General features: G+C 52.4%; 12 protein-coding genes and 2 pseudogenes. 10 read left to right on the plus strand and 4 right to left on the minus strand.

What is annotated here, in order from left to right:
* The first annotated feature begins 16 nt into the window (after positions 1-16).
* Positions 17-1,165, plus strand: a complete 1,149-nt coding sequence (locus tag IPM28_13735; GenBank protein MBK9174045.1) for an ABC transporter permease — start codon at positions 17-19, stop codon at positions 1,163-1,165.
* Positions 1,166-1,169: 4 nt separating this feature from the next.
* On the opposite strand, the gene galU is transcribed toward IPM28_13735, so the two are convergent.
* Entirely contained in the window at positions 1,170-2,042 is an 873-nt protein-coding gene (galU, locus tag IPM28_13740; GenBank protein ID MBK9174046.1) for a UTP--glucose-1-phosphate uridylyltransferase GalU, read from the minus strand.
* Between the two features lie 99 nt (positions 2,043-2,141).
* On the opposite strand from galU, the pseudogene serS reads away from it, so the two are divergent.
* The 3 genes and pseudogenes from serS to IPM28_13755 all read left to right on the plus strand — a co-directional run bounded on the left by serS (position 2,142) and on the right by IPM28_13755 (position 4,039).
* Positions 2,142-3,424, plus strand: a pseudogene (serS, locus tag IPM28_13745) (serine--tRNA ligase).
* A 52-nt stretch (positions 3,425-3,476) separates the two neighbouring features.
* Positions 3,477-3,725 (plus strand): AbrB/MazE/SpoVT family DNA-binding domain-containing protein, encoded by a 249-nt coding sequence (locus IPM28_13750; protein ID MBK9174047.1) that lies wholly within the window; start codon positions 3,477-3,479, stop codon positions 3,723-3,725.
* Positions 3,719-4,039, plus strand: a complete 321-nt coding sequence (locus tag IPM28_13755) for a type II toxin-antitoxin system PemK/MazF family toxin (GenBank protein ID MBK9174048.1) — start codon at positions 3,719-3,721, stop codon at positions 4,037-4,039. The genes IPM28_13750 and IPM28_13755 overlap by 7 nt, the downstream gene beginning before the upstream one ends.
* Here the strand turns inward: IPM28_13755 and mazG are convergent.
* Positions 4,036-4,848: a nucleoside triphosphate pyrophosphohydrolase gene (gene mazG / locus IPM28_13760; GenBank protein ID MBK9174049.1), complete on the minus strand. Its 813-nt coding sequence runs from the start codon at positions 4,846-4,848 to the stop codon at positions 4,036-4,038. The two genes, IPM28_13755 and mazG, sit on opposite strands and share 4 nt — an antisense overlap.
* A gap of 172 nt (positions 4,849-5,020) precedes the next feature.
* On the opposite strand from mazG, the gene IPM28_13765 reads away from it, so the two are divergent.
* From IPM28_13765 to IPM28_13785, 5 genes and pseudogenes are all read left to right on the plus strand, one after another.
* On the plus strand, positions 5,021-5,593 hold the full coding sequence (locus IPM28_13765; GenBank protein ID MBK9174050.1) for a DUF1844 domain-containing protein: 573 nt from the start codon (positions 5,021-5,023) through the stop codon (positions 5,591-5,593).
* A 78-nt stretch (positions 5,594-5,671) separates the two neighbouring features.
* Positions 5,672-6,430: an MBL fold metallo-hydrolase gene (locus tag IPM28_13770; GenBank protein ID MBK9174051.1), complete on the plus strand. Its 759-nt coding sequence runs from the start codon at positions 5,672-5,674 to the stop codon at positions 6,428-6,430.
* A gap of 487 nt (positions 6,431-6,917) precedes the next feature.
* A complete protein-coding gene (locus IPM28_13775) occupies positions 6,918-9,263 on the plus strand; it encodes a ribonucleoside-diphosphate reductase subunit alpha (protein ID MBK9174052.1) in 2,346 nt (781 codons plus the stop codon).
* Between the two features lie 31 nt (positions 9,264-9,294).
* Positions 9,295-9,648, plus strand: a pseudogene (locus IPM28_13780) (four helix bundle protein).
* Positions 9,649-9,699: 51 nt separating this feature from the next.
* Positions 9,700-10,698 carry a ribonucleotide-diphosphate reductase subunit beta gene (locus IPM28_13785; GenBank protein ID MBK9174053.1) on the plus strand — a complete coding sequence of 333 codons (999 nt, stop codon included), beginning with the start codon at positions 9,700-9,702 and terminating at the stop codon, positions 10,696-10,698.
* A gap of 77 nt (positions 10,699-10,775) precedes the next feature.
* Here IPM28_13785 and IPM28_13790 read toward each other — a convergent pair whose 3' ends face one another.
* Both IPM28_13790 and IPM28_13795 read right to left on the minus strand, forming a co-directional pair.
* Positions 10,776-11,234, minus strand: a complete 459-nt coding sequence (locus IPM28_13790) for a hypothetical protein (GenBank protein ID MBK9174054.1) — start codon at positions 11,232-11,234, stop codon at positions 10,776-10,778.
* A gap of 82 nt (positions 11,235-11,316) precedes the next feature.
* Positions 11,317-11,697, minus strand: coding sequence for a hypothetical protein (locus IPM28_13795; protein ID MBK9174055.1), 381 nt, complete (start codon positions 11,695-11,697; stop codon positions 11,317-11,319).
* A 64-nt stretch (positions 11,698-11,761) separates the two neighbouring features.
* On the opposite strand from IPM28_13795, the gene IPM28_13800 reads away from it, so the two are divergent.
* On the plus strand, positions 11,762-12,739 hold the full coding sequence (locus IPM28_13800; protein MBK9174056.1) for a deoxyhypusine synthase family protein: 978 nt from the start codon (positions 11,762-11,764) through the stop codon (positions 12,737-12,739).
* The last annotated feature ends 10 nt before the right edge of the window (positions 12,740-12,749 follow it).

A 12,749-nucleotide genomic window follows, 5' to 3' on the forward strand; every position in this document is an offset into this window, starting at 1 on the left:
AGTTTACAATCAATGCGTGCTTTTACAGATAAAACTGCTCCGGCAAACGTTGTTTGCCCGGCGTCGAGGCCTGGTCCGCTACACTGCGGCGGTCGCTGTCGCAGGAATTGCGATCGGGATCGCATGTCTGATCGTGGCCCTCGCGGTCGCACGGAGCTTTCAACAAGAACTGCGCGATAAGATACTTGGGCAATCCCCCCACATCGCGATCTTTCGAAATGACCGCGAACCGATCGAGGACCCAGGAGCACTTGTCAGAACGGTCTCGGCAATTGAAGGGGTGGTTGCCGTGACCGGATCATCCACATCACCGGCGGTCTTGATCGGGCCCGGAAGTTCGCATCATATTTTGATCAGAACGATCGAAATGCCGAACGACGCCGAGGCTGGGGCCGCCGAGATAGGTTTCGAGCTGGCAGCGAATGCCGGAATCGTGCCGGGCGACGTTGTTGAACTGATGATCCTCGAGAATAACGAGACGCCCAGAATGCGGAAAATTCGCATCCGCGGGACTTTCAAAACAGGGCTCTTCGAGATCGACTCGAACGTTATTCGTGTTTCGCCCCCAGTTTTCGCTGCCATATTTGGTGACGAGCGATTTGCTGCATCGCAATTCGATGTGCGCGTTGCAGATGCTTACGCCGCTCGGCATATAGCATTCAAAATTCGCGAGCGATCAGAAAATGATCTTCGAGTTCTCGACTGGCAGGAAGCGAACGAACCTCTTTTCGCGGCAATGACCCTTGAGCGGCGGGCCGCTGTTATTATCATCTCGCTGATCATTCTGCTTGCGGTCTTTAATATTTCCACGACCCTGACGCTGCTGGTCAACGAGAGAAGGCTCGATATCGCGATCTTGCGTACTTGTGGCGCGAGGTTGCGATCGCTCGTCTCGACCTTCGTCATTGAGGGGCTTATGTTGGGGCTGATCGGGACCACAGCCGGAATCATTCTCGGCCTCGCGGCCTGCGAGCTATCGAACTACTTCGAAGTGTTCAGGCTTGATCAGCAAGTATATTCAGTCGGGAACGTCAGGCTTTCGCCGGGTTTCTACGATATTGCGATGCCATCCGCGGCGGCTCTGTTGTTGTGCACGATCGCGGCGATCTATCCTGCATTCAAGGCTGCCCGCACAAAGCCGATGGAAAACCTCCGAAACGGCTAAAAACCTAATCAAGCTTCAGCGATCGAAGGTATGTCAGGAAGTCGGATCCAAGGTCGTCACGCTTCAGTGCATATTCAACCGTAGCGATCAAAAAGCCGAGCTTGTCACCGGCATCATGCCGCGTGCCCTCTAACCTAACAGCATAGAAAGGCCGCTCCTTGAGCAGGAGCCTCATTGCGTCAGTGATCTGTATCTCGCCTCCGGCACCGGGCGTCGTGCGCTCGATCGCGTCAAAAATGTCAGGCGTGAAGATATAACGGCCGATTATCGCAAGATCCGAGGGAGCGTCCTTGAAGGCCGGTTTTTCGACCATGTCATTGATCTTGAAAATGCCGGGCTCGACCTCGTCGGCATCTATGACGCCAAAGCGAGAGATCGCTTCGCCTTCAACCTGCATCGTTGCGATCACAGGCGCCTGGTATTTTTCAAAGACCTCGATCATTTGCCTTAGTGCAGGCTTTTCGGCATCGACGAGATCGTCGGCCAATAGCGCTGCAAACGGTTCGTTTCCGACAAAGTCCTTCGCCTGGTAGATCGCATGTCCGAGCCCTAAGGCCTGCTTTTGCCTTGTGTAGCTGATCTTTGCAATGTCCGAGATCGCACGCACCTGTTCGAACATCTCTAATTTCCCTTTCTCTTTAAGCAATTGCTCAAGCTCGAACGAGATATCGAAATGATTCTCGATGGCGCTTTTGTCGCGGCCCGTAATTATCAAGATCGAATCGCATCCTGAGGCTACAGCCTCTTCGACCGAATACTGGATCAGCGGTTTATCGACCAACGGAAGCATTTCTTTTGGGGATGCCTTGGTTGCAGGCAGAAATCGTGTGCCGAGGCCGGCAGCCGGAAAAACCGCTTTTCGAATTGTTTGATGCATATAAAGATTGCTAAATTATGAGTTTGCCCGGGTCAAAGTCAATCCTAAAGTTTAGGGCGTTTCCGCCTGCGAGACAAATCTCGGGTTTGAACTCTAAATATGCTGGACCTCAATTTTGTACGTGAGAATCTGGATGCGGTTCGCGCGTCTTTAGCAAACCGCAACTTTTCGCCGGATATCCTTGACCGTTTCGCCGAAATGGACGCCGGTCGACGGCGGATCATCAGCGAATCTGACTCGATCAACCAACAGCGAAATGTTGCCAGCAAAGAGATCGGCGACCTCATCAAAGCGGGCGACCGCGAAACGGCCGAGGCGAAGAAAAAGGAAGTTGCCGGCCTAAAAGAGCGGCAATCCGAATTGGAGCGGCAGCGTGAGGAATCTGAGGCACAAATGAGCGAGCTGCTCGCTAACCTCCCGAACATGCCCGCGGATGACGTTCCGATCGGGCCGGACGAAACTGCAAATATCGAGGTTCGTAAATGGGGTGAACCGCGAGCGTTCGACTTTGAAATCAAGGATCATGTTGATCTCGGGGAAGCACTTGGGATTCTCGACCTTGAGCGAGCGACGAAGATCGCAGGCGCACGCTTTGCAATTCTGAACGGCGCCGGCGCCCGGCTTGAACGGGCGTTGGTGAACTTCATGCTCGACATCCATACGCGCGAACACGGATACACCGAAACGCTGCCGCCATATCTTGTCAACCGGACTGCGTTGTACGGTACAAACCAGCTTCCAAAGTTCGAAGCCGACCTTTTTCACACGACCGACGAACGCGGCTTTGCTCTAATTCCGACGGCCGAAGTTCCGGTAACCAATTATTTCGCCGATGAAATACTGGATGCGAACGAATTGCCAAAACGCTATACGGCGTATTCGATGTGTTTTCGCAGTGAAGCCGGAAGCCATGGGCGTGATACGCGGGGACTGATCCGACAACACCAATTCGAAAAGGTCGAACTTGTAAAGGTATGTCTGCCCGAAGAATCAGATAAAGAGACGAGACCCTGACTGCCGATGCAGAAAAGATACTCCAAATTCTCGGATTGCCCTACAGAACGGTCGTCCTGTCTACGGGCGACATGGGTTTTGGAGCACGAAAGACCTACGACATCGAAGTATGGGTGCCGTCACAAAACACCTACCGCGAGATCTCAAGTTGTTCGAACTGCGGTGACTTTCAGGCGCGCCGAATGAATATGCGGTTTCGCAGGGCGGGCGGCGTGAAACCGGAGTTTCCGCATACATTGAACGGCAGCGGGCTTGCGGTCGGTCGGACATGGATCGCGATAATCGAGAACTACCAGCAGGCCGACGGTTCAGTGATGGTCCCTGACGTATTGCGTCAATATATGGGTGGTCTTGAAGTGATCGCCTGACCTCGAAGTCCGAGAGGTTGATTTTTACGGCAATTGTAATTACATTGTAATAATGAAAGCCCAGATAATTCAGATCGGTAACTCGCAGGGGATCAGAATTCCGAAAATGATGCTCGAGGAAACGGGAATTTCCGGTGAGGTTGATCTTCAGCTCACTCCCGAGGGCATTCTGATCCGAAATTTAAATAAGCCCCGCGGAGACTGGGACGCGATCTTCAAGAAGTTCGCCGAGGCCGATGACGATCTTCAAGTGCAGGACGGATCTGGGGCTGAATTTGAACGGAAGGAGTGGCAATGGTGACGCGGTTTGAGGTCTATCTCATAAATCTGGACGACGAGATCTCGGATGACCCAAAAAATACGCGTCCTGGCGTCGTGATCTCGCCTGATGAAATGAACCGCAATCTTGGCCACGCGTTGATCGCTCCGATCGCCTCAACCAATGCTACCTACCCGACACGCATTCCGACCGATTTCTTAAATGCACAAAGGTGGATAATACTAGATCAGATCCGAGCCGTTGACCATACCCGGTTTGTAAAAAAGATCGGTGTTATCGACAAGAAATCCGCCGATCGTATCGTTGATCTTTTGTCGGAAATGTTTGCAGCTTAGTTTGACTTCGATGCCGTCTTTGCCTTGTCCCAAAGCTCGTCCATCTCATTCAGGGTCGAATCCGAGATATTCTTTCCCGCTTTCTTCAGCTCGTCTTCAATAAACCGGAATCTTTGCCTGAACTTGCGGTTCGTTCGCTTCAGCGCGGTTTCGGGCTCAACGTCCAGTTGCCTGGCGAGGTTCACGATCACAAATAAAAGGTCGCCTATCTCCTCCTCGATGTTCATCATATCGCCGGTTTCGATCGCCTCTCGGAGTTCGTCGATCTCCTCATCGGCCTTTTCAAGGATCTGGTCGGTGTTTGGCCAATCGAAACCGACCTTTGCCGCTTTCTTTGTTACTTTAAGGGCCTCGAGCAATCCGGGGAAATGCACCGGCACATCGTCAAGCACGGAGTCGCCGCGTCGTTCCTTTTTTCCGGAGGCCTTGCGTTCATTCGCCTTCAGCGTGTCCCAGTTGTCCAGAACGTCCTGCGCGCGGTCAAGCTTTACATCGCCAAATACATGCGGATGACGGAGGATGAGTTTGCGCGTCACGCCTTCGGCAACATCATCGATCGTGAATTCGCCGCGCTCAGCGCCGATCGTTGAGTGAAAAACGACCTGCAGCAAGAGATCGCCGAGCTCTTCGCGCAGATCGTTGATATTCCCCGTGGCGTCTGCCTCCTGGATTGCGTCGAAGGTCTCGTAGGCTTCTTCCAGAAGATACTGTGAAAGGGATGCGTACGTTTGTTCAGCGTCCCACGGGCAGCCGCCCGGCGCGCGTAACCTCGCCATTACCGCGACGAGTTCGTCAAACTTCTCAGACATATGTGTATTTAAGTCCAGTGACGCGGATAAGTCTAGACGGGCATTCTGGTTTCGGGCCATCGCTTAATGCCGCGACACGGCACTCTGATAGATCGACGTGCGGTTTCGTTGTCGATCCAGGCTTTCCCGACCGAATTTCAAAATGCTACTATCATGAAAAGGATCCTATTCTATGACCGGACACGAAGACAAACACGAAGACGTTGTGCTGAAAGTGGTCGACCGCCGTAAATTCAACCCCGACGGTTCATTAAAGGAAGGTGTCGAACTAGACAAAGATACGGCGCGGGCGGCAGAGCCGAGACCAGAGCCCGTTGCTGCTCAGCCGTCCGACGCTGCGATGCCCAAACATGAAGCATCAAAAACACCCGGGCATCAGACGGACTCAAATTCGGATGAGATCGATAACGACGAAGAGATGCCGGGTGCTGACGAACCGGCGAGTTTTGTCAATTTTCTCTCAACTCTCGCGACGAATGCCGCCGCGTCACTTGGTGCGGTACCCCATCCGGCAACCGGGCAACGGTCGCTCGACCTGGATACGGGCAAATATTGGCTTGATGTCCTGGCAATGATCCGCGAAAAGACAAAGGGCAATCTGCACAGCCAGGAAGCAAGGCTCATTGACGGGCTGCTCGCAGACCTGAGGATGCAGTACGTCACAATGGTCCGAGCGACTGAAGAGAAGCTCAAGGCCCAAGCGGCACAAAAATTCTCCGGAGCGGACATCCTCGGAAAGAAATAGTACGCGGGGTTTAGAACTGCTTGGAAGTCCAAGAGCACCTTCGAGGCCACCCTGTCCATCAGGGTTGACCGGACCACTATGAAACTTACTTTTCTTGGCACAGGGACATCGACCGGGGTACCTTCGATCGCATGCGACTGTGAGACGTGTTCATCGGATGATCCGCGCGACAAGCGTTTGCGGGTATCGATCCTGATCGAGCATGCCGGAAAAACTATCCTGGTCGACACCTCGAGCGATTTTAGGCAACAGGCTCTTCGGGCGAACATACGCAAGCTCGATGCCGTCCTGATCACCCATTGCCACGTCGACCACGTGTTTGGACTGGACGATATTCGCCCGCTCAATTTCCGCTACGGTGCGATGCCGATATTTGCGAACGAGATCGCGTGGATCGATCTTCGCCGCATTTTCAAATACATTTTCGAACCGAACCACTTTGGCGGCGGACTGCCGCAACTCGTCCCGCATACGGTCGTCCATAGTTCACCATTCTGCATCGGCGATGTAGAGATAACGCCGCTCGAGGTCATCCATGGCAAACTGCCGGTCGTCGCGTATCGATTCAACGATTTTGCTTACGCGACCGATCTGAAAACCATCCCGCCGGACTCGATGGATGGGCTGCGGGACCTTGACCTTCTCGTGCTCGATTGCGTCAGGATAAAACCGCATTCCACGCATTTGAATCTCGATGAAGCTCTTGCGATCATCGCGGATCTGAAGCCGAAGCGAGCCTACCTTACACACCTTAATCACGACATATTGCACCAACGTGACTCAAAGCTCTTACCCAAGAACGTAGAGCTGGCATTTGACGGACTTGTGATCGAATAAGCACATTCTACGGCTTACGATCTTGGGGCTTGCAAATCGTCTTTTTCTGCGATTGGGACCACAACGTATTGTATTTGAAATGGTTACCGCCCGACATCGATTATTCTAATGCGTTACCTCATCAGCCGCGCGCTAAATGATGTAAAAAGGCGACTTAGCAAATAGTTTAAAAACCACTACATTTTGTGTTGACAAAGTGTTAACGACACAATATAGTCTATTACCACTGCAGGAGACAGCCCTTTAATTTTTGCGCTAAGGACCCACCTGCAATCCAAAAAACCAGACTGATTGCAGCGACCGCCGAGCTTGTTATCGACCAAGCCGGAAGGAGAATCTTTCTCTCTCATTTTTCCGAAGTCGCCGGATGGATCGGTCGAAAACGAGCTTAAAGACCAGGAGAAAACGAGCCGAAACAATGGATACATTTATCGGACAAAGCCAAACCGCCGCCGCACGACAAACCGAAGAAACGGCCCAGACAACGATGCGCGTGACAAAGCGCAACGGGACACACGAGCCGGTCGATATCAATAAGATCGTCCGGGCGATCTCGCGTTGTTGTACCGGACTTCAGAGTGTCGACAGTCTTCGTATCGCGACCAAAACCATAAGCGGCCTTTACGACGGAGCGACGACGAAGGAACTCGATAAACTATCGATCCAAACGGCGGCCAGCCTCATCTTTGAGGAGCCGGAATACTCGCGTCTTGGTGCCCGATTGCTCAATCAATATATTGAGAAAGAGGTCCGCAATCAGGAGATTCACTCTTTCTCGCAGTCGATCGCATTTGGCGTCCGCGAAGGCCTCATTGCTCCGCGTGTCGTCAAGTTCGTTTCGGATAACAGCCGTAAGCTGAATGACGCGATAGACCAGACCCGCAATGATCTTTTCGAATTTTTTGGTCTCCGCACACTTTATGATCGTTACCTCTTGAAGAATCCGGTAACGCGCGACGTTATCGAGACCCCGCAGTTCTTCTGGATGCGCGTCGCTTGCGGCTTATCCGAAACGCCGACCGAGGCGATCGAACTCTACAACCTCTTTTCGTCATTAGAGTATGTTCCGTCGACGCCGACCCTTTTCAATTCCGGCACGAAACACGAACAGCTTTCAAGCTGCTTTTTACTCGATTCGCCGTTGGACAGTCTCGAGAGCATTTACAAAAAGTACTCGGATGTCGCGATGCTTTCTAAATTCTCGGGCGGTATCGGCATCGCGTATCATCGCGTTCGCTCGCAGGGGTCGCTGATCCGCGGTACTAACGGTCATTCGAACGGCATTGTGCCTTGGCTTAAGACCCTCGACTCTTCCGTCGCGGCCGTTAACCAGGGCGGCAAGCGAAAAGGTGCCGCCTGCGTTTATCTCGAAACCTGGCATGCCGACATCGAAGACTTCCTTGAGCTTCGCGACAATACGGGTGACGAGGCCCGCCGGACACACAACCTCAACATCGCCAACTGGATACCTGACCTCTTCATGAAAAGAGTCCAGGCCGATGAAATGTGGTCGCTTTTCGACCCAAAGATCGTTCCGCATTTTCCGGATGTTTACGGGGAGGAATTTGAACGGGCATATGCGGAAGCTGAGGCCGAGGGGATCTTTGTCCGGCAGGTCAAGGCACGGGATCTGTATGCGAAAATGATGCGGACGATGGCACAGACAGGAAACGGTTGGATGACCTTTAAGGATTCGTGCAACCGAAAGTCGAACCAGACCGCGAGAAGCGAAAATGTCGTGCACCTTTCGAATCTCTGTACTGAGATAATCGAGGTAACCAGCGATGGTGAAACCGCGGTCTGCAATCTCGGATCGATAAACGTCGCACGCTACGTAAATGACGGTAAGTTCGATTTTGAAAAGCTTCGCCGCAACGTCCGCCTGGCGGTACGCCAACTGGATCGCGTGATCGACCTCAACTATTACGCGATACCGAGCACCTCTGAATCGAACAAGCGCTGGCGAAACATCGGCCTCGGGCTGATGGGTCTTCAGGACGTCTTTTTCCAACTTCGGTTGCCTTTCGATTCGGACGAGGCCCGGAAGATCTCGGCCAGGATACAAGAAGATATCTACTTCGCCGCACTCGACGCATCAAGCGATCTGGCACTCGAACGCGGGGCTCATCCTGCATTTGCTGAAACGCGTGCGGCGCAGGGCGATCTTCAGTTCGATTTTTGGGGCGTCACGCCGGATGACATCGGCAGATGGAATGCACTCCGCGAAAAGGTCATGAAAACCGGCCTTCGCAACAGCCTGATGATCGCGATCGCACCAACCGCGACGATCGCCTCGATCGCCGGCTGCTACGAATGTATCGAACCGCAGGTTTCGAACCTCTTCAAGCGGGAAACCCTTTCGGGCGATTTCGTCCAGATAAACAAATATTTGGTCAAGGAGCTAAAGGCACTCGGGCTTTGGAACGATGCCATTCGAAACAAGATCAAGCTTGCAGAAGGTTCGGTGCAGGAGATCGATGAATTTGATGCCGAACTGAAGGCGATCTACAGAACGGCTTGGGAGATCCCGATGCGTTCGCTGATAGATATGCAGGCTGACCGCGGAGCCTTCATCGACCAATCGGCGTCGCTCAACCTGTTCATGGAAAGTCCGTCGATCGGCAAGCTTTCGTCGATGTATATGTACGCCTGGCAAAAGGGTTTGAAGACGACCTACTACCTGCGTTCGCGTCCCGCGACAAAGATCGCTCAGGTCACGGCGGAATTCAAGACTTCAGACTTGCCGGCGGACGTCCAGAAGAAGGTTTACACAGATGAAGAAGCTCTTGTGTGTTCGCTGGAAAATCCAGAAGCTTGCGAAGCGTGCCAATGAGAAATTTCGAATAACGAATATCGAATGATGAATGAAAGAGATTGATCTCAAATCGCGAACAAAACAGTTCGCCTTGCGAATAATTAAACTATTTCGTTCGTTGCCGAAGTAACCTGATGCACAGGTCATTGGAAAACAGATACTGCGAAGCGGCACAAGTGTCGGAGCACAATATAGAGAAGCATGTAGATCGCGATCCGATTCGGAGTTCATTAGTAAAATGGCAAGCAGTCTTCAAGAATTAGACGAGACGGCTTATTGGTTAGAACTTTTGGTCGAAGGTGATTTTATATCCGCCGAAAAATTAAAAGATCTACAAAACGAGACCGATCAATTGATTGCAATATTTGTAACTTCAATCAAGACCGCTAGATCAGAGAAGTAGCTTCTTTTCCAACATTCGAAATTCGATATTCAGCATTTGATATTTATTTTTATGTTACTAGACCCAGGATTCAACCTCACCCTTCGCCCGATGAAGTACCCGGATTTTTATGAGATGTATAAAAATTCGATCAAGAACACGTGGACGGTCGAGGAAGTCGATTTCTCGACGGACGTCACCGACCTGCGGACAAAGATGACGTCGGCCGAGCGGCACATGATCAACCGTTTGGTAGCTTTTTTTGCGACCGGCGATTCGATCGTGTCGAACAACCTGGTGCTGAATCTGTACAAGCACATCAACGCGCCTGAGGCGAGGATGTACCTTTCACGTCAGCTTTTCGAAGAGGCGGTGCATGTGCAGTTTTACCTGACGCTGCTCGATACGTACATTCCGGATCACCATGAGCGGGAACAGGCCTTTGCGGCGATCGAAAACATTCCGTCGATCCGGAAGAAGGGCGAATTCTGCATGAAGTGGATCGATACGATCCAGGATATGGATTCGCTTCAGACGGCTGACGACAGGCGCAAGTTCCTGCTCAACCTGATCTGCTTCGCCACTTGTATCGAAGGGTTGTTCTTTTTCGCGGCGTTCGCATACGTCTATTTCCTGCGTTCAAAGGGCTTGCTGCACGGACTCGCTGCGGGAACAAATTGGGTCTTCCGCGACGAATCGGCGCACATGAATTTTGCGCTCGAGGTCGTCAACACTGTTCGCAATGAAGAACCTGCCTTATTCGACGACGCGATGACCCGCGACATCGTGACGATGCTCGACGAAGCGGTCGAATGTGAGATGCAGTTTGCCGAAGATATTCTGAGCGGAGGTGTTGCGGGCCTTTCGGTCGCCGATATGCGGCAGTATCTCGAATTCATCGCCGATCAGCGTCTTGCGATGCTCGGGATGCAAAAGGTCTACGGAGCGAAAAATCCATTCTCTTTCATGGACCTGCAAGACGTCCAGGAGCTCGCCAACTTCTTCGAACGCCGCGTGTCAGCCTATCAGGTGGCGGTTGCTGGTGATGTAAGCTTTAACGAGGCCTTTTGATCTATTAGAATTCGACACACTGGAGAATTGATCATGCGATCGTGGAATTTTCCTCCAAGCGGACAGGTGATTTGGAATTAATCCACAGTGTTCTGCTCAGCGATCCGCAACGCGCGACTGAGCATCCAAATTGCGATCAGGGCTGCCACGACCGGGTTAAGCAGCATCACAGGCATCGGGACTAGGTGCGTCAGCCCACTCAACAGGAAGAACCAGGCACGCTGGGTCAGCAAGCCGAGTATCGAAACAGCAAAGAAGATGCGAGAAAGGCGGCGGGTGCGATGATTCAGCATCGTGACTGAACCCAAAAACGACCCTATGACTCCCAGCGAGTAACCGACCGTCGCCCAGATCGGTTCGGCCTTCATGATCTCAAGACCCCTTGGAGATATTAGCTCCTCCTTCTCGGCTTCGGACAGTAGATAAGGCTCGATCAGCTGTACCATACCTAGTACGTTCAATAACACCATCAAACCGGCGAACGTCCAGAACCACCACGGTGTAGCGGCCTTCTTATCAACAGTGTCGGTTTCCAAAGCAACTCCTCCTGATATGTAAAAAGTAACCCTTCTCGAGCTCAATGCCTCGATAGTGTCCCATCAAAGATGCAGACGCGGCCTAGACTTTTCCTAGCTCTTCACGCCGGTTCCATTCGATCAAAGCCAAACCGCCAACATACATACCTTCGAGAAGAAAGTGAGCAACGGCGAAGATTGAGGCATTCCCCATAAAGAAAACCGCGAGAAAAAAGCAGATCATTGCCCACGCTCCATTTGCAGAAACGAGCAGCTTAATTAGCCGGATAGGCCGTATCTTTCGCACCGAAAGCGAGAGGGAAAACGTTCCATATGCCAAATGGACGAATGCGTGACAAATTACGAACCACTGTTGAAGACCATAAAGCGTAGCGATCCACCCACTAAGGATCATCAGCAACGTACCGGTCAGAATCGCCCCGACGCAGTCTACCCAAAGAATGTTCTTAAATACAAATGACATTTATTCGGCGTGTCACGGCGGTTACGTTGATTATATTCTCGACTTGCGAATATCATCTACCTAAATGAACGGAACAGTAACTGATTTCATCAAGCATCACTATCGGCACTTTAATGCGGCGGCGCTGATCGACGCGGCCGATGGATACGTACGGCACCTCGACAACGGCGGAAAGATGATGATCACGCTGGCCGGAGCGATGTCGACCGCGGAGCTGGGATTGAGCCTGGCGGAGATGATCCGGCAAGACAAGGTGCAGATCATCTCGTGCACGGGTGCGAATCTCGAAGAAGACCTCTTTAATCTCGTCGCGCATGATTTTTACGAACGCGTGCCGCATTACCGTGACCTTACGCCCGAAGACGAACAGGAATTGCTCGACCGACACATGAACCGCGTGACGGACACATGCATCCCCGAGCACGAAGCGATGCGGCGGCTTGAAAAGGCGATGGTCGAGGTCTGGACGCGTGCCGAGGCCGAGGGCAAGCGGTATTTCCCACATGAGTTCATGTATCAGGTCTTAAAGAATGGCTCGCTCGAAGAGTTTTACCAGATCGACCTCAAAGACTCGTGGATGTACGCCGCGATGGAAAAGAACCTGCCGATGGTCGTGCCGGGCTGGGAAGATTCGACGATGGGCAATATGTTCGCCGGCCACGTGATCACCGGCGACGTCGAGAACGTCCACACGGTCCGGACCGGCATCGAATATATGACGATGCTCGCCGATTGGTACACGAACAATGCGAACGACGACTCGACCATCGGCTTTTTCCAAATAGGCGGCGGCATCGCGGGCGATTTCCCGATCTGCGTCGTCCCAATGCTGCATCAAGACCTGCAGCGAGAGAACGTCCCCGTCTGGGGCTACTTCTGCCAGATCTCGGATTCGACCACAAGCTATGGCTCCTACTCCGGCGCCGTCCCGAACGAAAAAATAACCTGGGGAAAACTCGAAGCATCAACACCAAAATACATCGTCGAATCCGACGCCTCCATCGTCGCCCCGCTGATGTTTGCTTATATTTTGGGTTGGTAGATTTGGGCTT

Source organism: Chloracidobacterium sp. (assembly GCA_016716305.1).
Classification (GTDB): Bacteria; Acidobacteriota; Blastocatellia; order Pyrinomonadales; family Pyrinomonadaceae; genus OLB17.